Origin of the sequence: Thiomicrospira sp. R3 (assembly GCF_029581415.1) — a bacterium.
Classification (GTDB): domain Bacteria; phylum Pseudomonadota; class Gammaproteobacteria; order Thiomicrospirales; family Thiomicrospiraceae; genus Thiomicrospira.
In genome coordinates this window covers 2,157,171-2,178,458 of the sequence record NZ_CP121121.1, presented here as the reverse complement: position 1 = coordinate 2,178,458, position 21,288 = coordinate 2,157,171, and the positions used below count along the sequence as shown (strand labels likewise).

The following is a 21,288-nucleotide window of genomic DNA, read 5'->3' as shown; positions in this document are numbered from 1 at the left end:
GGCACTAAGCCCCTATCCGACAGGCTCTTAGAAGAGCCGTTTAATATTTATAGCATCTAGGAGGGTACATGGATCTAAATATAATCGACAAAACTGCTAATTTAAGCAAAAACAACTCGATGAGTTTAATGGTGTTTAAGCTAGTTGGGCATCAGGATGAGCAGTTTGGTGTGAATCCGTTTTATGCAATGAATATCTTCAAAATAAAAGAAGTGTTGAATGCCTCAGAGTACAAAATCACTAAAACAACGATGAATGCGGCCGATTATTACAAGGGCGTGATTGAAGTGCGTGGCGACTATATCAATGTTTACGATACCGCGCAATGGTTTGGTCATCAGATACATCATGCCAATGAGCGTAGCGTGATTGTGATCTCTGAGGTGAATAACCAAACAATTGGTTTGCTGGTGGCCTACATTCATGGCGTTGCTGAAAAAGATTGGAAAGAAATTCAAAGCTCGGGTGAAAATAGCCAAAAAATCGTCTCACAAACGCGAGTGGAAGATGAGCTATGCCTGATCATGGATGTTGAACAAATGATTGCTGAAATAACCGGTACTGACCTTGAAAAAGAAGCCAAGGTGAAATCGCTGGGAGAGAGTTTTAGCAAAATAATCTTGTTTGCAGATGATCAAGGCAGTATTCGTGGTTATGTTAAAGCGGTATTGGAAAATTTAGGTTTCGAGCATCAAATCTATGAAGATGGCTCAGGAATTATCCAATTCCTTGAGTCGAAAGAAAACCACAAGAAAGTGGGTCTAATCATTACCGATCTTGAAATGCCGAATGTATCTGGTCATACGGTTATCCGAACCGTCAAAGAAGTTATGAGGCTAGATATACCGGTGGTCGTGCATTCCTCAATGACTGTTGGTGATTCGGTGCGTCAAGCTAACCAATTGGGCGCAGACGGATTTATTGGCAAAATCGACACTGCAGAGCTGGTTAAAGCTATCAAACAATACTATAAAGCATAAATCAAAAGGGGGGCAAAGATGAATTGCCACAATCTAGGATTAGATCTTAAAACCTCCGCGATTTTGGTGGTAGATGATAACCAAACTAACATTGATATCATCGAAGCCACACTCGATAGTGCTGATTAACTCCAAACTACCGGCGTGCCCCAGCCGCTATATCTGATACAACTGTTGTCGAAAAAAACCGTTTTACTTAGTGTTGCTCGATATCAATATGCTGATTATGAATGGTTTTGCGCTCTTGTCGTTGATATGGCAAATGCTCGAACCCGCCAAACGTCCGCCAGTGATTGTGCGTACCGTGCAAGCCGATGAAGATGGTCATGTTAAAGCGCTTGAAGGCGGTGAATCTGACTAGATCACTAAACCCTTTAACTGAGTTGAACTGCTCAAGAGGGTTGGGATTCACATAAAAAACCATCAGGTTAAGCGCATGCTGACCACAGAAAACCAACTTCAAGAGCAATAGGTTAAAGAGCGTACTCAAGCGCTGGAAAACGCCAAGATGGAAATGTTTTATCCTCACCAAGATTAATTGAGTTAGCGGAAAAAAACCCACAACACATCATTCAGGAGCAAACAACCGTGTTAGACATTCAAGCTGGTCTTATTCAATTATTGGGCAACGAAGCTCTTTTAAAAAAACTGTTGAAGAAGTTTTCACTACAAATTGATAGTGATTTTTTAAAGGTGGTGGATTTGGTTGAGGCGCTAGAAAACGATAGCGATGAGGCGGCCTTTGACGAGGCGCATAAACTCAATCACGCACTGAAAGGCGTGGCGGGTAATTTAGCGGCGCAAGGGGTGTTTGAGATTAGCTTAGAAATTGATTTATTACTCAAGGATCAACAATGCCCAAGTGCGCAACAAATTGAAACCTTGCGCAATGCGTTAATTCAAACCAAGCTTGAAATTGGCGCTTATTTGGGCGTGCAGGATGTGCCAGTTGTTACAGAGTATTCGGCTGAAAGTGATAAGCGAGACAGTGGCATTTATCAGCGTCTTGAAAGCCTTAAACCTCGCATCGAAGCTAGTGAGTATATCGACGACCAAGAGCTTGACCAACTGCAAAGCGGCTTACCAGCGGCGCTTCAACCGATATGGCAAACCTTGGTAAGCGCCTTAGATGATTTTGACTTTGAAGCTGCACAAGATAAGTTGACCGAGCTACTGAACGAACTATCCTGATGTAAAAATAATGCGTAAAACAACCCCTCATCCCAGCGAAGATCGGGATCTTTTAAGGGGGCGTACAGCGTGGAAGTTAGATTATTTTAATGATCAATAAAATAAAAAAATAATAGGATAAAAATGAAGCGAAAATCATTAAAACTAAAAACACGCATTGTCATCTTGGCTACGCTGGTATTTTTATTGGTAGTTGCCACAAGTAGTTTCTTGTCGGCGCGCATGGTATTTAACCATTCGCAAGCGGTGTTTTTGCAACACCAACAGCTTATGCAACAATTGGCCATCAATTACATTGAAGAGGGATTGCAAACTCGTATCGACAGTCTAAAGCAATTTAGCGTTCAACTGCAGGACGGTGATGGGTTGATAGGCAAGCATGCGTTGCAGCTTGCGTTAAATACTCGGGTGATGCTGCAGCATCAGTTTAATGGCGGCTTGGTGGTAATGAATGCCGATGCGCAAATTATTGTTGATTCGCCGATTGTGGAGGGGCGCGCTGGCATTGACCTGTCTGATCGCGACCATGCGATACAAGTTAAAGCCACCCGTCAACCGGTAATCACCCATCCACTCATGGGGCGTGGATTGCAGGAACCGGTGTTTTTGATCTCAGTGCCGATTATTGCTGATAACGCTGAGTTTGCTGGCTATTTGTTTGGCGTTACCCGTTTAGCCGATGACAATCTAATTAGCAAGCTGACTGAAAAAGTGCATGGCGGGGTGGGTCATTTGCATCTGGTCGATTTTAAAAACCATCTATTTGTCACTTCTAGCCGCACCGAACTGGCGATGCAGCCGTTACCGAGCTTAGATAAAAGTGAGATTTTACAGCGGGTGTATGCAGGTGAAACCCTTGGTATTGCACAAAACCATCATGATCAACGCACAGCCTTTAGCGCCAAAAAACTGGACTTAATGGATTGGCATGTGATTCATACTATTCCTGTCTCGGTTGTTAACCAAACGGTTTGGGCGCTGTTAACAAAAATGGCCTGGTTGGTTTTTTTCGCTATGCTGGTATTTGCGGGGTTGATTTATCTGGTCATGCGTCGTCAGCTCAAAACGATTGAACATAGCGCACAACAAATCGATGCAATGACTTCCGGCGCAAAACCCTATGCGCGTTTGCCGGTGGATAGCGCAGACGAAGTGGGCACCCTCATCCACGCCTTCAGCCAACTTTGGCAACAACAACTTGAAGGCCAGAAGCAGGCTGAAGCGGCGAACAAAGCTAAATCAGAGTTTTTGGCGAATATGAGCCATGAGATTCGCACGCCGATGAACGGCATTATTGGCATGAGCGAGCTGGGAGTTAAGGAGAGCAACCCTGAAAAAATGCGCCATCAACTCAAACGGGTAAATCAGTCGGCTCGTTTGTTGTTGGGGATTATCAACGACATTTTAGATTTATCGAAAATTGAAGCGGGGATGTTGACGCTTGATCCGCAGCCGTTTTGGTTGATGCAGCTAAAAGATGAGCTCAATATTTTTTTTATCGGTATGGCGCAGGATAAGGGGCTGGATTTTAGCGTGCAATGTCAGTGTGATTGTAATGTTTGCTTGTATGGTGATAACTTGCGCTTGCGTCAGGTTTTAACCAACTTGATTGGTAATGCGATTAAGTTTACGGAGCGCGGAGAGGTACGCTTAGAGATTAAGCTTACAAGGCCAAAACAAGCGGATGAGATTGTGCAGTTGGAGTTTTTTATCAAAGATACCGGCATCGGCATGACACCCAAGCAACAAGCCAAATTATTTTATGCCTTTACCCAAGCCGACACCAGCATTACCCGCAAACATGGCGGCACCGGTCTGGGGTTAACCATCAGTGAAAAGCTGGTGCGCTTAATGGGTGGCGATGACATTCAGATTCAAAGTGAGCTGGGCAAGGGTTCGGTGTTTAGCTTTAGCCTGCGGATGCCTTTGTGTAGAGCAGGTCAGCAGGGGCAAACGATGCTCAAACAGCATTTTACAGATCATGTGAAATTGTCAGGGTGTGTGCTATTGGTTGAGGATAACGAAATCAACCAAGAAGTCGCGGGTGAAATGCTGCGTCAAACCGGCGTGCATTTTGAGCTAGCAGAAAACGGTCAGGTGGCGGTGGATAAAGCTAAAACGCAACCATTCGACTTGATTTTAATGGATATTCAAATGCCGGTAATGGACGGCTATTTGGCAACCAGGGCGATTCGCGAGTTTAACCCAACTATACCGATTATCGCGCTCACCGCCGCGGCGATGGTGGAAGACAAAAACAAGGCTTTGGCGGTCGGGATGAACGACCATCTCGCCAAACCACTTGATTCAGAAGCCTTATACCGGGTGTTAAGACGTGAGTTGATAGCCAAGGCGCCAATAGAAAAGCCCGTGCTGCTAATCCTATGTCCCGATAAACAACAGCTCAAAGCCCTAGCCCAAAGCGCGCAGGCGGATTATCAAGTGAAAGTAGCGGCAACCTATGACCAAGCCACAAAGCTGATTAAAGCAGGCTCTATCAACCAGGCCTGGTTGATAGAGGGATGGGAAGCGCAAACCGATGAATTAATAAAGCAGTTAAGGGCAGCAAAAATCGAGATACACCTAGGTTAAAAACAATCCGTCAAAACAATCCGTCAAAATAAACCGTCAAAATAAACCGTCATTGCGAGCGAAGCACGGCAATCTCCAGCCGCCACTTTCGATTGCACGCTCCGACGGTTTATCACTAGCAATGTAGCAGTTTTGTCTTTAGAATAGACTGTTATTTAAACGAACTTCCTTGCCCATGTCCCAATTTATTCACCTGCATGTTCACTCAGAGTTTTCAGTGGTTGATAGCCTTTTGCATATCAAACCCCTGGTCACCCAGGTTCAAGCTTATAACCAACCTGCGCTTGCGCTGACGGATCAAAGCAATATGTTTGCGCTGGTTAAATTCTATTCGGCAGCGCGTGGCGCAGAAATTAAACCTATTCTGGGTGCGGATTTGTGGGTAGAGTCTGCAGAGGGCGAGGTTTTTAGCATTACGGTACTTTGTCAAAATAAACAGGGTTATCTTAATCTTTCTCGTTTAATTTCTAAAAGCTACCTAACCAATCAAAAGCTTCATGCGATGCAGCAGCTGCCTTTGGTTGACCAGGCCTGGTTGGAAGATCACAACGAAGGGCTAATTATTTTATCAGGCGCGCGCATGGGTGATTTAGGCCAAGCGATACTCGCCGAACGGCCCAATTTGGTCGCAAAAAGAGCAAGTTGGTGGCAAAAGCATTTTGCGGATCGTTTTTATTTAGAGTTGGTGCGTACTGGGCGTACTGATGAAGAGCGTTATATTCATGGCGCAATTGAGGTCGCCAACCGTTACGACCTGCCGGTGGTAGCGACCAATGATGTGCGGTTTATGCAGCGTGAAGATTTTGAAGCGCATGAAGTGCGTTGTTGTATCCACGGCGGCTATGTGTTGGATGATCCAAACCGTCCTAAACCCTATTCCGATCAACAGTATTTACGCTCTACTGACGAAATGCTGGCGCTGTTTGCGGATATTCCTGAGGCGATTGAGAATACGCTGCATATTGCACGGCGCTGTAACCTAACGCTGGAGTTAGGTAAATATTATTTGCCAAATTTTCCGGTGCCTGAAGGCCTGACGATGGATCAGTTTTTTGATCTGGAGTGTCGCAAGGGCTTGGATGAACGCTTGGCCTTTTTGTTTGGTCATCTTTCGCAAGCAAAGCAGGCTGAGAAAAAGGTTGAGTATGTCGCGCGTTTAGAGTTTGAACTAAATACCATTTTGCAAATGGGTTTTCCTGGTTATTTTCTTATCGTTGCTGACTTTATCCAGTGGGGCAAAAATCATCAAATCCCCGTCGGTCCTGGGCGTGGATCGGGCGCGGGTTCTTTGGTGGCTTATGCGCTCAAAATTACCGACCTGGATCCGATAGAATACGATTTGCTCTTCGAGCGTTTCTTGAACCCAGAAAGGGTGTCGATGCCTGACTTTGACGTTGACTTCTGTATGGAGCGCCGCGATGAGGTGATTGATTATGTATCGCGTCATTACGGCCGCGATCATGTGTCGCAAATTATTACCTACGGTACGATGGCCGCCAAGGCGGTTGTGCGCGATGTTGGGCGGGTTTTGGGTCATGGTTATGGCATGGTCGATAGTGTCGCTAAGCTGATTCCGCTCGAACTAGGGATTAAACTAAAGGATGCGCTCGAAAAAGAAGAGGAGTTGCAACAACGCTATAAAAACGATGAAGATGTTAAAACACTCTTGGATTTAGGTTTAAAGCTTGAAGGCACGGTGCGTAACGTCGGTAAGCATGCGGGTGGGGTGGTGATCGGCCCGAAACCGCTGGACGAGTTTTGCCCGATGTATTCGGAGGCCGATGGTCGGGGTGTGGTCACCCAGCTGGATAAGAATGATGTTGAAACCATTGGTTTGGTGAAGTTTGACTTTTTGGGCTTGCGTACCTTAACCATTATCGATTGGGCGCTGCAGGCGATTAATGCCGGCAAGCAGCCAGGTGATGAGGGGTTTGTCGATATTACGCGGATTCCATTGGGTGATCGTGCGGTATTTGAATTGATTAAAACCGGGCGCACAACCGGCGTATTCCAGCTTGAATCCAGCGGGATGCAGGATTTAATTCGACGCTTAAAGCCCGATTGTTTTGAAGATATTATCGCGTTAGTGGCCTTGTTTCGTCCTGGGCCGCTTGAGTCGGGGATGGTGGATAACTTTATCGCACGTAAACATGGCAAGGAAGCCGTGTCTTATCCCGATGCGCAATATCAGCATGAAAGCCTAAAAGAAATTTTAGAGCCAACTTACGGCATTATTCTTTACCAAGAGCAGGTTATGCAAATTGCGCAGGTGCTCTCGGGTTACACGCTCGGCGAGGCGGATATGTTGCGCCGTGCGATGGGTAATAAGAAGCCGGAGGAAATGGCCAAGGAGCGCGGCAAGTTTGAGCAGGGCGCGATCGATAATGGCGTCGATGGTCAGCTGGCGATGAAGATTTTCGATTTGGTTGAAAAGTTTGCAGGCTATGGTTTTAACAAATCTCACTCAGCGGCTTATGCCTTGGTGTCTTATCAGTCGGCTTGGCTCAAAACCCATTACCCGGCGCATTTTATGGCGGCACAGATTTCCTCGGATATGGATAACACTGAAAAAGTGGTGCATATGATTAACGAGTGCTATGCCATGGGCTTGGAGGTGGTGCCGCCTGATATTAATCGCTGTGATATTAAATTTAAAGCCAGTGATGTTAAAACGATTTTATATGGTTTAGGTGCCATTAAGGGCGTGGGTGAGGCGGCGTTAGACGGGGTGATTTCTGAGCGTCAAGTGCAAGGGGTTTTTCGTGACTTGTTTGATTTTGCAGCGCGATCAGGTAAAAAGGTCAATCGTCGTGTGATGGAGGCATTAATTCGCGCGGGTGCGATGGATTGTTTACATACTAATCGTCAGGCTATGTTGTCAAGCGTTAGCCTGGCTTTGCATCAAGCGGAGCAGGCGTTACAGAATGAGGCATCGGGTCAAGATGATTTGTTTGGTGCGTTGATGGCGGACGAGCCAGATCTTACGCCCCAACCAGGCCTGGTTGATATCCCCGAAATGATTGAGCGTGAACGCTTAAAGGGTGAGAAGGATACACTAGGTTTGTATTTAAGTGGTCATCCGATTGAAGCTTATCGCCAAGAGTTGAATCATTATGTGAGTCAAAGTTTAGCTAAGCTTACGCCGAATAAATATGATAAACGCTGGGTAGCAGGCCTGGTTGTGGGCGTGCGTGCAAAAAATACCCGTGGCGGCGATAAAATGGGGTTTGTTACCCTTGATGACCGCACCGCACGTTTAGAAGCCGTATTGCGCCCAGCGGTGTTTAGTAGTGTTAAGGATTTAGTCCAGCTAGATACCGTGTTGTTGATGTACGGCACGGTAGAGGAAGATAGCTTTAATGGTGGTATTAAACTAAGTGCCGAACAGGTTGTTACTCTGGCAGAGATGAGAGTTCAGCAGGCTCGGGCATTAAAACTTATTGCAATGGAATCGGGTTTTGACGCTAAAAAATCTCAAGAACTGAATGCCTTGGTGGTGAGTTATCGCGTTGAAGAGGGTCTGCCTCTTGTTATTGAGTATCAGAATCGGTTCGCAAAAGCGCAGTTTAAGTCCTATTGGTCACTCAAGCCCGACGATGAATTGATTGAATTACTCCACTCACAGGGTTGGCAGCCGCAAGTAGTGATGAAGTAAGACTGAAGTAAGACTGAAGTAAGACTGAAGTAAGACTGAAGTAAGACTGAAGTAAGACTGAAGTAAGACTGAAGTAAGACTGAAGTAAGACTGAAGTAAGACTGAAGTAAGACAGGCTTTTAATAAAATTGAGAAACCGAGAAGGTCCAAAAACGGTAGAATATCGAAACTTTATGTTTATACCATTATTTATTAAACAAGCGGAGGCGTGAATGTCAACGAATATTGAATCCATTTTAACCGAAACCCGAGTTTTTGAACCTTCAGAAGCCATCAAAGCCCAAGCCACAATTAGTCAAGCCAAGCTCGCTGAAATGTATGCCAAAGCAGAACAAGATCATGTTGGTTTTTGGGCAGACTTGGCTAAAGAAAAACTAAGCTGGCATAAGCCCTTTACCCAGGCCTTAGATGATGCTAAAGCACCGTTATACCGCTGGTTTGCAGATGGTGAAATGAATGTGTCTTATAATTGTATTGATCGTCATTTAGACACTAAGAGTGACAAGTTAGCGATTATTTTTGAAGGCGACAAGGGTGATGTTCATCATTATACCTATCAAGAATTGCATGATGAGGTGTGTCGCTTTGCTAATGCGCTAAAAGTTCAAGGCATTAAGCCAGGTGATCGCGTTATTATTTACATGCCGATGATTCCGCAGGCGGTCATTGCTATGCAGGCCTGCGCACGTATCGGCGCGATTCATTCGATTGTGTTTGGTGGATTCTCGGCTGAAGCCTTGCGTGATCGGGCTGAGAACGCTGGCGCTAAGATGATTATTACCACCGATGGTGGCATGCGTGGCGGGAAATCGATTCCGCTTAAAGCCGCCGTTGATCAAGCCCTATCTAACGGCTGCGATCATGTCAAAAAAGTCATCGTCTATCAGCGCACCAAACAGGATGTGAAGATGCAAGAGGGGCGCGATATCTGGTGGCATGAGGCCGAAGCGGGAATGAGTAATTATCATGATCCGGTTATGGTAGCCGCTGACCATCCGTTATTTCTGCTTTATACCTCAGGGTCAACGGGTAAACCAAAAGGCGTGCAACATGGTTCGGCAGGGTATTTACTGAATACACAGTTGACTTGTGAGTGGATGTTCGATTTAAAAGATAACGATGTGTTCTGGTGTACTGCGGATGTCGGTTGGATTACCGGCCATTCGTATGTGGCCTATGGCCCTTTGGCGATGGGCGCGACCATTCTAATGTTTGAAGGGGTGCCTACTTATCCCGATGCCGGTCGTTTTTGGCAGGTGTGTCAAGACCATGGCGTTACGGTGTTTTATACCGCGCCGACCGCGATTCGTGCCTTGATGAAATTTGGCAAGGATATTGCTGCGCAATATGATCTTTCAAAACTGCGTATTCTTGGCACAGTGGGCGAGCCGATCAACCCGGAAGCCTGGATGTGGTATCACGAGGTGATTGGTCGTGGCGAATGCCCGATTATAGATACCTGGTGGCAAACTGAAACAGGTGCGCATATGATTGCACCTTTCCCTGGTGTGACACCGTTAAAGCCGGGTTCATGTACCCGTCCATTGCCTGGTATTGATGCCGCTGTGGTGGATGAGGAAGGTAATGAGATCGAAAATAATCAAGGTGGCTACTTAGTCGTGCGCAAGCCTTGGCCGTCTATGTTGCAAACCGTTTGGGGTGATGATCAGCGTTATATTGATACCTACTATGCCAAGTTTAATAATAAATACTACGTGGTCGGTGATAGTGCGCATAAGGATGCCGATGGTTATATTTGGATTTTAGGGCGTGTTGATGACGTATTGAATGTGTCCGGTCACCGATTAGGTACCATGGAAATTGAATCCGCCTTAGTCGCCCATCCAAAAGTAGCGGAAGCCGCGGTCGTTGGTAAGCCGCATGATGTTAAAGGTGAGTCGGTTTTTGCGTTTGTCGTATTGAATACCGATTTACCCGCAGGTGATGAGCGCAATGCCATGATTAGCGAGTTACGTAATTGGGTGGCGCAAGAAATCGGTCCGATTGCCAAGCCGGATGAAATTCGTTTTGGGTCCAACTTACCAAAAACCCGTTCGGGTAAAATTATGCGCCGTTTGCTGCGTACCATCGCGAAGGGTGAGCAGATTACCCAAGATACATCTACTTTAGAAGACCCGTCAGTGTTGTTGCAATTGCAGCAACAATAAACGGTTTAAACTATTCTTTTGCACTTTTTGAACATAATTAAAATTTGGCGTTACTAAGTATAATGTGGCTAAAAAGTGCAAATTAATGCTTGCAGGTTGAATGGATTTTTGATCATAATAACCCGCTGTAGGGGTTCTTCGCTTAGAAGAGCTAAGTTTTAACGAGGATAACAAAAAAAGGAAATCCTATGAATGACGGTAGAATTAAATTCGCTGGCATTTTGTTGGTGATCTATACCGTGCTCTACTTTGGAGTGGCGTTAATGACGTCAGCCAGCTTCAAAGATATTGCTGCGTTAGAGATCATTGGCTTACCGCTTGCTGTTTGGGGTGGCTTGTTGATTATCGTATCGGGGGTGATTATCACGCGCCTATACCTTAGAAAAATAGAGCAATTAGAAGAAGAGGGCGCCAACTAATGGAAAATATTGTTGCTCTGGGTGTGGTGATTTTGGGTATCGCCCTGTCGCTCTATATTAGTTATTATCATCGTCGCTCGACCTCATCAACCGCAAATTTTTATGTGGCCGGCGGCGGTATTTCGCCTCGTATAAACGGAATGGCGATGTTTGGTGATTATGCGTCTGCCGCCAGTTTCTTGGGTGTGGCCGGTGCGGTGGCCTTGATGGGTGTCGATGGCTGGTGGTTAGCACTGGGCTTTTTTGCCGCTTGGATTGTGGTGTTGCTGATTATTGCTGGCCCGTTAAAGAATGTGGGTAAGTTTACCGTTGCCGACGTATTGAACGCGCGTTATGAAGGCTCGGAAAAAGGCATTCGCATGATTGCGATGATCTCTACCCTGGTATTGTGTGTTATGTATTTGGTGCCACAGATTGTTGGCGCGGGCTTGTTATTTAACCTGTTATTGGGTTGGGACTACCTTTACACGGTTATCGTAACCGGTTCCTTAATGGCGATTTTCGTTATCATGGGCGGCATGAAAGGTACAAGCTATAACCAAGCCGTTCAGGGAGCTATCCTGTTTGGTGCGTTAATCTTCTTGTTGATTTTCGGTATTATTGCCTTCTTTGGCGGCAACCCAGTCGGTATGGTCATCGAAGGGAAAGATATTGTTCCGCCATTAGTGGCCGCAGGTAATGCGGAAGCCGTGGCCGCAATTGCCGGTATGACCAATGCGCAAAGTGCGGTGGCGATTGAAACCGTGCGTGGCATAATGACCGATGCACCGAATGCGATTTCACCGGGTGTTGGTTTACGTGACCTAATGAATAACGCGAGTTTGGTGTTGGCTTTGTTCTTGGGTGTTTTAGGTTTGCCGCACATTTTGATTCGTTTCTATACGGTGTCTAACGCCAAAGATGCGCGTAAATCAGCTGAGTTCACTATTTGGGGCTTGGCGGTTTTCTACGGCAGCGTTTTCTTTGTTGGCTTGATTGCGATGTATGCTTTATACCCAACATTGGTTCAGTTGCTAGCAGATGGTCAGCGTGGTGTTGCAACCAACATGACCATGCCGATGTTAGGTGAATTGATGGGCGGACAGTTGTTAATGGGTGTGATTGCAGCCGGTGCTATGGCCGCGATGCTAAGTACCTCGGCGGGTTTATTGATCTCAGCCACAACTAGCTTATCGCATGATCTGTATAAAGGTGTATTGCGTCCTAACTCAACCGACGAAGAGCAGGTTCGTTTTGCGAAAATTGGCGCGGGTGTGTTAGCGCTTAGCGCGATTGCAATGTCAATTTGGTTAAAAGAGCAAAACGTGGCGATGTTGGTTGCCATGTGTTTTGGTATTGCCGCCAGTACCTTTGCGCCGGCACTGGTATTTGCAGTGTGGTGGCGTAAGTTGACCAGCCAGGCGGTGATTATTGGTATGGCAGCAGGTTTAATCTCGTCATTGATCTTTACCTTTGCGGCCTTCTTCGGCACCAAATCAATAATGGGCATTGATGTATTGGTTAACCCTGCGTTATATTCTGTACCGTTTGCGGTAATTGTCACGGTCGTTGTGAGTTATTTAACGGCTGACCGTGGTAATACAGAAGAGTTTATGGCACAAGCACACGGTAAATAGGTTTTTGATACCAGAAACCTAAACCCAGTGTTTAGACTATAATAAAGGGAGCTTCGGCTCCCTTTTTTTGTCACCAACTTTTGTCACCTATTTTTTGTTTTTTTACAATCTTGAGGATGGTCTATGTCAATATTAGAGCAAACCCGTTTTTTGCACAGCCTGCATCCTTTTGACCGGCTTGACCAGGCCTGGTTGGAGCAGTCGGCCAGCGCTTTAGATGTGGTGTATTTTGCCAAGGATGACAGGATTCCATTAGATCTCGCTGAGCATGCCTTTTTGTATATTGTTATGAAGGGGCGGGTATCGGAGTGTCAGGATGATGAGGGCGCAGGACAGTGTGCGATTTATGGTACCAATGCGCAGTTTGGGGCATCCACACTGTTGGATCAAAAAGCCAAACTTAACTATCACGCGATTGAAGAAACCTTGGTTTATCGTTTGCCAAATGCGGTGTTTAACAAGTTGTTGAAAAATAACCCAGATTTTGAGGCTTTTTATTTTAATGACATCACCGAAAAACTCAGTCGTTTTCACCAGCAATTGCAGATTGAATCTTCCTCTGAGGCGATGATGGATGCAGTGAAAATTGCGCCTTTGCATGCGTTGGTAGAGATATCCTGTCAAACCTCGATTAAATCTTGCGTAGAGCAGATGGAAGCTAATAAAACCGATGCCTGTTTAGTTAAGGATGGCGATAAGTTGGGGGTGATTACTTCGTCTGATTTGTTACGCGGCCTGGCGATTCATGGTTTTGATTTGGCGAACCCGATTGCCGATATGGTGAGTTATCCGGTTATATCCATTCACCAAAATGACTACTTGTTTAATGCTTTATTAAAAATGACGCGTTATGGTGTTGATCGGCTGATGGTACGAGATAAACAAGGCTTTGTTGGTGTGTTGCACCAAAAAGAGTTGATGAGTTTGTTTGCCAATCAATCAGGCCTGGTGATGTTGACGCTGGAGCGAGCAGATAGTTTTGAGGATTTGAAAAAAGTCACCCAGCAAATCGACGACCTGGTCGCTGGGTTATCAAATAAGGGGGTTAAAACCCACTATATCGCTAAGCTAGTTAATGAATTACATCGCAAGTTGCAAGCAAGATTGTGGGCGATTTTGGATCAGGACGGTCAGTTCGCGCAGGCTAGCTTTATTGTGATGGGAAGCGAAGGACGTTCTGAGCAGGTGGTGCGTACGGATCAGGATAATGCGGTGGTCTATGACGATGCGCTTGATGCTAATGCCTTGGCTGTGTTTTGTCAAAATTATTCAGCTAAGTTGATTGAGTTGGGTTTTCCGCCTTGTCCAGGCGATATTATGATTTCAAACCCTGCTTGGCGTATGAGCCAAAGTCAGTTTGAGGCTCAGATAAGGGAGTGGTTTGAAAAACCCTCGTTAGAGAGTTTTATGAATTTATCGATTCTGTTTGATGCCCAGGCAGTACAAGGCGATGCGATGCGCTTAAATCGGATTAAACAGGTATTACAGCATCAGGTGAATAAGCGTCAAATGTTTTTGCCACAGTTTGCGCTCAGTGTGTTGCAGTTTGAAACACCGATTGGTTTATTTGGTCGACTGATTACTCAAAAAGATGAGGGCCATTCGATTGATATTAAAAAGGGCGGCATTTTCCCTATTGTGCATGGCGTGCGTTGTTTGGCATTAGAAAAAGGCATTGAAAAAACCAACACCCATTGGCGCATCCGCGAATTAATTAATTGCCATGTATTTGATGAAGCCTTTGGTATTGAGCTGGGTGAAACTCTAAACTTTTTTAACACCTTGCGCTTGCAGGCAATGTTAGATAAAAAAACACGTGCAGAGCCGCTGGATAATTTAATTCAAACTGACCAGCTCACCCATTTTCAGCAAGATTTGCTCAAGGATGCGTTTGGCGTGGTGAATAAGTTTAAAAAAGTGATAGAACAACATTTTAAAATGGATGTCATACGCTAATGTTAAATTTACTCAACCAGGCCTGGTTGAAATGCCGGCTAAAAGACCCTGAGTTTAGTTTTTTGTTTGATCGACCCTTGGATCACGATCTGGTGTGTTTTGATTGCGAAACAACAGGGTTAGATACCAAGCTTGATAAAATCGTGTCCTTGAGTGCGATAAAAATTCGCGGTGCAGAAATCTTGTCAAGCCAGAGTTTAAACTTAAGGTTTAAACAGCAGCAAGGGATCAACCCAGAAAGTATTGTGATTCATGGTCTGCGTAATATGGATGTGGAGCAGGGATTGGATGAGCAGGCGGCGATTCGCCAGTTTGTTGAGTTTATTGGTTCGCGTCCGTTGGTCGGTTATTATTTGGAATTTGATATAGCGATGGTGAATGCGGTGATTAAACCTTGGCTGGGGATTGAACTGCCCAACCAACGGATTGAAGTGTCTGAGTTGTACCATAAAAAGTTTTATAAAGATTGGTTGCAGCCTGAGCATGAAGTATTTGATTTAAGTTTCAAAACGATTTTATCAAAACTTAATCTACCCCATTTAGGGCAGCATGATGCGTTTAATGATGCCTTAATGAGCGCTATGATTTATGTAAAGCTGAATAGATTGCTGCTAGCTAAATAAAGTGTTGCTTAAGAGCTACCGTCAAAACGGCTAAAGAATGAAATCGCAATTAACTTGACAGCAAAGTCTTATATCTGTATGCTTTGCGAAGTTTTTCTGAAATGAATTTTATATGAGCCAACCTTTGATCGCGTATTTAGGGTTAGCTCGTGCTTAGAGAACCCCGTTTTTACGGGGTTTTTTATTGGTTTTTTTCACCTAGTTTTCTGATAGAGGAAGAAGCGTGAGGCTTGAACAAAAAATTGAAGAGCTTGTTGCACCGGCAATTACGGCAATGGGTTTAGTGTTTTGGGGTTGTGAATATATTGCCGCAGGCAAGGATTCTACATTAAGAATCTATATTGATCGTCCCGAAGTTGGCGTAACTGTTGATGATTGTGCTAAAGCCAGCCGACAAATAAGTGCCATTATGGACGTTGAAGACCCCATCTCGTCCGCCTACCTGTTGGAAGTTTCGTCACCTGGCATGGAGCGGCCCTTGTTTAAGCCAGAGCATTACACTCTCTATATCGGACAAAAAATAAATGTGCGTTCGCGCCTGCCTATTTTGGGGCGTCGTAAATTTAAAGGTGAGCTGATTGAGGCGAGTGCCGAGCAAATTGTGGTCGAAGTGGATAGAGAAAGTTACGAAATTCCATTTTCAAGTATTGATAAAGCAAATTTAGTTGTTGAACTGTAAGGCGGTTGAATCATGAGTAAAGAAGTATTGTCCGTTGTTGAAATCATGTCGAATGAAAAGGGCGTCGATGAGGAGGTTATATTTGAGGCGATTGAAACAGCTTTAGCTATGGCAACCATTAAAAACCATGATGACAAAATCGATGCTCGCGTTGAAATTGATCGTCGTACGGGTAACTATACGACCTACCGTCGTTGGTTAATCATTGAAGATGACATGGCGATTGAGGGTGAGCCTGGTTTATACATTCGAATGATGGATGCAATAGACGAGGATCCAAACGCACAACCCGATAACTATATCGAAGAAGAAATTGAATCAATCGGCTTTGGTCGCATTGGTGCGCAGACGGCTAAACAAGTTATAATTCAAAAAGTACGTGAAGCAGAACGTAAAAAAGTAGTTGAAGAATACTCCGCACGTGTAGGTAATATTCTTACCGGTCAGGTAAAGCGCATCGACCGTGGTGATGTGATTTTGGATATGGGAGACAACGTTGATGCGATTATCCCACGCAGTGAACTGGTTGGGCGTGAAAGCTTTAGAATGGGTGATCATGTACGTGCCTATTTAAAAGAAGTCATGTATCGTCCTCGCGGTGCTCAGCTTTTTATGTCTCGTGCTTGTAAAGAAATGCTAATTGGATTGTTCAAAATTGAAGTGCCTGAAATCGGTGATGATTTGATTGATGTGATGGCCGCTGCGCGTGATGTGGGTTTTCGTGCCAAAATTGCTGTACGTGCAAACGATCCACGTTTAGACCCGATTGGTGCCTGTGTGGGTATGCGCGGTGGGCGTGTTCAAGCGGTCACTAACGAACTAAATGGTGAGCGTATTGATATTATTCAGTGGGATCCAAATGATGCACAGTTTGTTATTAACGCAATGGCTCCAGCGGAAATTACATCTATTATGGTTGATGAAGATCGCCATGAAATGGATTTAGCGGTCGAAGACGATCAACTTTCAATGGCTATTGGTAAGGGTGGGCAAAATATTCGCCTTGCATCCGAGCTGACTGGTTGGGAGCTAAACGTCATGAGCAAAACCGTTATGGAAGAAAAGCATAATTCCGAAGCAAGTAATCAAGTTGAAAAGTTTGTAGGCGCACTTGAGGTTGATGAAGATTTAGCTCAGTTGCTAGTTGATGAAGGGTTTACATCGATTGAAGAGGTGGCTTATGTACCTACAGCTGAAATGCTTGAAATCGATGGTTTTGATGAGGATTTGGTTAACGAGCTAAAGCAGCGTGCAAAAGATGCGCTTTTGACTCAAGCGATTGTCAGAGAAGAAAAAACAGTTTTAGCTGAACCGGCAGATGATCTATTAGCATTAGAGGGTATGACCGACGATATGGCTAAACAATTAGCAATAAATGGTGTGCTAACACAAGAGGATTTAGCCGAGCTAGGTACAGATGAACTTCTTGATCTAGTCGATCTCGATGCAGATGCGGCCGCCGCGTTAATTATGAAAGCACGCGCACCATGGTTTGAATAACAGTACAAGGGAGAGGCAAGAATTATGGCCGATGTATCAATATTAAAGTTTTCAGAAACACTCAACCTTTCTGTAGATAAGTTATTAGCACAGCTTAACGCCTCTGGCGTTAAGGGAAAATCGAAAAACGACACGATTAGTGAGGGTGAAAAACGCACATTGTTAGCTTATCTAAAAAGCTTACACGGTGATACTGCGGATGAACCTCAAAAAGTAACGTTACAACGTAAAGAGGTTAAAACACTCAATCTTTCGACTGGATCGGGTAAACGCACAGTCAATGTTGAAGTGAGAAAAAAACGTACTTATGTAAAACGTCCAGAAACTGAAGTGGTTGCTGAAGCTGTTACAACCGTGGCACCGATTGAAGTGCCTAAGCCAACTGAGCCTGTTCGACAGGCAGAGCAGTTTCAAGCTGTAGCTGAAAAAGTGCAATCTCCTGAAGCAGCTGTACCTGTGGAGGTTAAGTCGGCTGAACCCCAAGACTCGCCTGCGTCAGTCAAACAAGACAAAGAACCACGTAAACCAACAGCCGGTGAGATTGTTAATAAAGCCATCGAGCAAAAACCAAAAGGCGAGAACAAAGCCAAAGGTCAAAAGGGTAAAGAAGGTAAGGCGCAAGAAAGTAAAATGGAAGACGGCCGTCCTAAGTCCAAAAAAACAATAAAAACAAGAATTGTGTCCGATGAGTCGCCTGCGGGTCGTCGAAGAAATAAAAAGCATGCTGGAAGCAAGCATGCATCACCTGATAACCAGCATGGTTTTCAACGCCCAGCGGGACCTATGATTCGTGATGTTACTATCCCTGAAACCATCCAAGTCGCTGAACTCGCAGATAAAATGTCGGTTAAAGTCGCTGAAGTTATTAAGTATATGATGACGCTTGGCACAATGGTAACCATTAACCAAGTTTTAGACCAAGACACGGCGACTATTGTGGTCGAAGAGTTTGGCCATAATCCTATTCTTTTAAAAGAAAATGCCTTAGAAGAAGAAGTGTTGCAGCAGGCGTATCATGGCGAATACGTCCACCGTGCGCCGGTTGTAACGATTATGGGTCACGTAGACCACGGTAAAACCTCATTACTTGACTATATTCGTAAAGCTAAAACAGCGGATGGCGAAGCGGGTGGTATTACACAGCATATCGGTGCTTATCACGTTGAAACGCCAAATGGTGATATTACTTTTATTGATACACCGGGTCACCAAGCGTTTACAGCAATGCGTGCACGTGGAGCTAAGGTAACGGATATTGTTGTTATTGTTGTTGCAGCAGATGATGGCGTGATGCCACAGACCAAAGAAGCGATTCAGCATGCTAAAGCCGCTGGTGTGGGGATTGTTGTTGCTATCAATAAAATGGATAAAGAAGGTGCTAACCCAGATCGTGTAATGCAAGAATTAGTGGCTGAAGAAGTGGTTCCTGAAGAATGGGGTGGTGATGTTCAGTTTGTTCACGTTTCAGCTAAAAAAGGTACTGGCATCGATAAATTATTAGAAGCCATTTTGCTGAGTGCTGAAATGCTGGAATTAGACGCGCCGACTGAAGGTCATGCTAAAGGTGTGGTTATTGAGTCGCGTCTTGATAAAGGGCGCGGTCCGGTTGCCACGGTTTTAGTTCAGTCGGGTACCTTGAGAAAAGGCGATATTGCCCTTTGTGGAATGGAATTTGGTCGCGTACGTGTGTTAGTGAATGAGCAAGGTAAGACGGTTGATTCAGCCGGTCCGTCTTTCCCTGTCGAAATCTTAGGTTTGTCGGGTGTGCCTGCTGCGGGTGATGAAATGATCACTGTTGAAAGCGAACGTAAAGCGCGTGAAGTGGCGTTATTCCGTCAAGGTAAGTTTAAAGAAGTCAAAATTGCGCGTCAGCAGAGTTCTAAGTTGGACAATATGTTTAACAAGATGGCTGAAGGCGAGGTGAAGTCAGTGAACATTGTATTAAAAGCCGATGTTCAGGGTTCGATTGAAGCCATTTCAAATGCATTAACTGATTTAAGCAACGAAGAAGTTAAGGTTAATGCAGTAAGCAGCGGCGTGGGTGGCATTACGGAAAGTGATGTTAACTTGGCGATTGCTTCTGATGCGCTTATTTTTGGTTTTAACGTGCGAGCTGATGCAACCGCGAAGCGTTTAATTGAGCGTGAAGGTGTTGGCTTGTACTATTACAGTATTATTTACGAAGTCGTTGATGAAGTGAAACGCGCGATTGAAGGTAAGCTTTCAGCTGAAGAGCGAGAAGAGATTATTGGCGTGGCTGAAGTACGTGATGTATTTAAAGCACCGAAGATTGGTCAAATTGCTGGCTGTATGGTTATTGAAGGTTCGGTACAACGTAGTCAACCCATTCGTGTACTTCGTGATAACGTAGTGATATACCAAGGTGAACTTGAGTCGTTACGTCGCTTTAAAGATGATGTTAAGGATGTTCGTCAAGGAATGGAGTGTGGTATTGGCGTTAAGGACTATAATGATGTTCGCGTTGGTGACCAAATTGAAGTATTTAAGCGTTACGAGGTTAAACGTACCTTGGATTAAGTGATAACTTAGTTAAGGTTTAAGATATACCCTAGAATGCCCGAATGGGCATTTTTTTATAACCAGGCCTGCTGGTCTGATGGATGATATAAAATATGAGTCAAGACTTTAGTCGCACCGATAGGGTGTCGCAAGAGATTTTTCGTTTGTTATCAAATTTGTTACGCCGTGATGTTAAAGATCCACGTTTACAAGGTTTAACATTGACCGAGTGTAAAGTTAGCAAGGACTTAAGTGTCGCCAAGGTTTACTTCACTGTAATGGGGTGCAAGGAAGGGGATCAAGCTATCCTAGATGCTAAAAAAGCCTTGGAAAAAGCGAAGGGTTTTTTTCGCTCTGAACTAGGCAAGCAATTACGTTTACGCATTACCCCTGATATTCGTTTTCACTACGATACTGTACCCGATCATGTTGATCATATTGAGCAATTAATTAAAAAAGCCCTTTATTAGTCTATGCAGAGAAGAAGTCGTCGCCGTGCAGTGAACGGTATTGTATTAGTTAATAAAGCACCGGGTTTGACCTCAGCGGATGTGGTTAAACAAGTTTCAAAGCTTTACAACGCAAAAAAAGCGGGGCACACCGGCACACTAGATCCATTTGCAACCGGATTGTTACCTGTTTGTTTGGGTGAGGCAACCAAGGTTTCCAGTATGTTACTTGCCTCGGATAAGCGTTATACCGCCACCTTGCTGTTGGGTGAGGCAACGGATACGGGTGATCACGAGGGTGAGGTTATTGAGCGTGCTAGTGTCCCAGAATTGACTTTGGAGAGTGTAGCGTCTGCACTGGCTAGGTTTTCAGGTAAGATTATGCAGGTTCCACCGATGTATTCTTCTTTAAAACATGAAGGGCAGTCTTTGCATGTTTATGCCCGTCAGGGGATTGAAATCGAGCGCGAACCGCGCGAGGTGGAAATACGGGCTATTGAGCTGATTGATTTTGATCAAAATCAAATTCGTTTTGATGTGCATTGTTCTAAAGGGACTTATATTCGTGTTTTAGGCGGAGATATTGCCCAATCCCTAGGCACGGTGGGGCATCTGGTGGCACTGCATCGCACCCAAACCGGTGTTTTTCATTCGCAGATGATGCAGCCAATTGAAGAAATAGCTCGTTACCGTAATACTAATTTATTGCCTCTTGATATTGCGCTAACTGATTATCAATCCTTGTATCTGACATCAGAGCAGAAAGATCATTTATGGATGGGTGGGTTTTTATTTGATGTAAAACCCAGTGATCCTGAGCAAAGCTGTTTAGTTCGTTTGTACGACGAACAACAACATATCTTTGCGGTGGGCGAATGGCAAGCGGATAAGCAGCGGTTAAAAATTAAGCGTGGATTTAACCTTGCTACACCGGTTTAAA

The 21,288-nt window shown here is 44.8% G+C and carries 15 protein-coding genes; all 15 read left to right on the top strand.

Annotated elements, in window-relative coordinates; all coding sequences use genetic code 11:
• Positions 1-68 precede the first annotated feature (68 nt).
• The 15 genes from P8S55_RS10980 to truB all read left to right on the top strand — a co-directional run bounded on the left by P8S55_RS10980 (position 69) and on the right by truB (position 21,287).
• The gene (locus tag P8S55_RS10980; protein ID WP_289224253.1) at positions 69-980 is read left to right on the top strand and encodes a chemotaxis protein CheV; all 912 of its coding nucleotides are present in this window, start codon (positions 69-71) and stop codon (positions 978-980) included.
• A 217-nt stretch (positions 981-1,197) separates the two neighbouring features.
• A complete protein-coding gene (locus tag P8S55_RS10975; RefSeq protein WP_289224252.1) occupies positions 1,198-1,341 on the top strand; it encodes a hypothetical protein in 144 nt (47 codons plus the stop codon).
• 227 nt (positions 1,342-1,568) lie between these two features.
• Positions 1,569-2,171: a hypothetical protein gene (locus P8S55_RS10970; RefSeq protein ID WP_289224251.1), complete on the top strand. Its 603-nt coding sequence runs from the start codon at positions 1,569-1,571 to the stop codon at positions 2,169-2,171.
• 123 nt (positions 2,172-2,294) lie between these two features.
• Positions 2,295-4,763 carry a hybrid sensor histidine kinase/response regulator gene (locus tag P8S55_RS10965; protein WP_289224250.1) on the top strand — a complete coding sequence of 823 codons (2,469 nt, stop codon included), beginning with the start codon at positions 2,295-2,297 and terminating at the stop codon, positions 4,761-4,763.
• A gap of 175 nt (positions 4,764-4,938) precedes the next feature.
• Positions 4,939-8,418: a DNA polymerase III subunit alpha gene (gene dnaE / locus P8S55_RS10960; protein WP_289224249.1), complete on the top strand. Its 3,480-nt coding sequence runs from the start codon at positions 4,939-4,941 to the stop codon at positions 8,416-8,418.
• A 212-nt stretch (positions 8,419-8,630) separates the two neighbouring features.
• Positions 8,631-10,586: an acetate--CoA ligase gene (gene acs / locus P8S55_RS10955; protein WP_289224248.1), complete on the top strand. Its 1,956-nt coding sequence runs from the start codon at positions 8,631-8,633 to the stop codon at positions 10,584-10,586.
• A 188-nt stretch (positions 10,587-10,774) separates the two neighbouring features.
• The gene (locus P8S55_RS10950) at positions 10,775-11,005 is read left to right on the top strand and encodes a DUF485 domain-containing protein (protein WP_289224247.1); all 231 of its coding nucleotides are present in this window, start codon (positions 10,775-10,777) and stop codon (positions 11,003-11,005) included.
• The gene (locus P8S55_RS10945; RefSeq protein WP_289224246.1) at positions 11,005-12,621 is read left to right on the top strand and encodes a sodium/solute symporter; all 1,617 of its coding nucleotides are present in this window, start codon (positions 11,005-11,007) and stop codon (positions 12,619-12,621) included. Before P8S55_RS10950 ends, P8S55_RS10945 begins: the two co-directional genes overlap by 1 nt.
• A 123-nt stretch (positions 12,622-12,744) precedes the next feature.
• On the top strand, positions 12,745-14,577 hold the full coding sequence (locus P8S55_RS10940) for a putative nucleotidyltransferase substrate binding domain-containing protein (protein ID WP_289224245.1): 1,833 nt from the start codon (positions 12,745-12,747) through the stop codon (positions 14,575-14,577).
• The gene (locus P8S55_RS10935; protein ID WP_289224244.1) at positions 14,577-15,200 is read left to right on the top strand and encodes a 3'-5' exonuclease; all 624 of its coding nucleotides are present in this window, start codon (positions 14,577-14,579) and stop codon (positions 15,198-15,200) included. The genes P8S55_RS10940 and P8S55_RS10935 overlap by 1 nt, the downstream gene beginning before the upstream one ends.
• Before the next feature lie 223 nt (positions 15,201-15,423).
• The gene (gene rimP, locus P8S55_RS10930) at positions 15,424-15,879 is read left to right on the top strand and encodes a ribosome maturation factor RimP (protein WP_289224243.1); all 456 of its coding nucleotides are present in this window, start codon (positions 15,424-15,426) and stop codon (positions 15,877-15,879) included.
• A 12-nt stretch (positions 15,880-15,891) separates the two neighbouring features.
• Positions 15,892-17,379, top strand: a complete 1,488-nt coding sequence (gene nusA / locus P8S55_RS10925; RefSeq protein ID WP_289224242.1) for a transcription termination factor NusA — start codon at positions 15,892-15,894, stop codon at positions 17,377-17,379.
• A 24-nt stretch (positions 17,380-17,403) separates the two neighbouring features.
• Positions 17,404-19,917 (top strand): translation initiation factor IF-2, encoded by a 2,514-nt coding sequence (gene infB, locus P8S55_RS10920; protein ID WP_289224241.1) that lies wholly within the window; start codon positions 17,404-17,406, stop codon positions 19,915-19,917.
• Positions 19,918-20,012: 95 nt separating this feature from the next.
• Positions 20,013-20,369, top strand: a complete 357-nt coding sequence (gene rbfA, locus P8S55_RS10915; RefSeq protein WP_289224240.1) for a 30S ribosome-binding factor RbfA — start codon at positions 20,013-20,015, stop codon at positions 20,367-20,369.
• A gap of 3 nt (positions 20,370-20,372) precedes the next feature.
• Positions 20,373-21,287, top strand: coding sequence for a tRNA pseudouridine(55) synthase TruB (gene truB, locus P8S55_RS10910; RefSeq protein ID WP_289224239.1), 915 nt, complete (start codon positions 20,373-20,375; stop codon positions 21,285-21,287).
• Position 21,288: the final 1 nt, after the last annotated feature.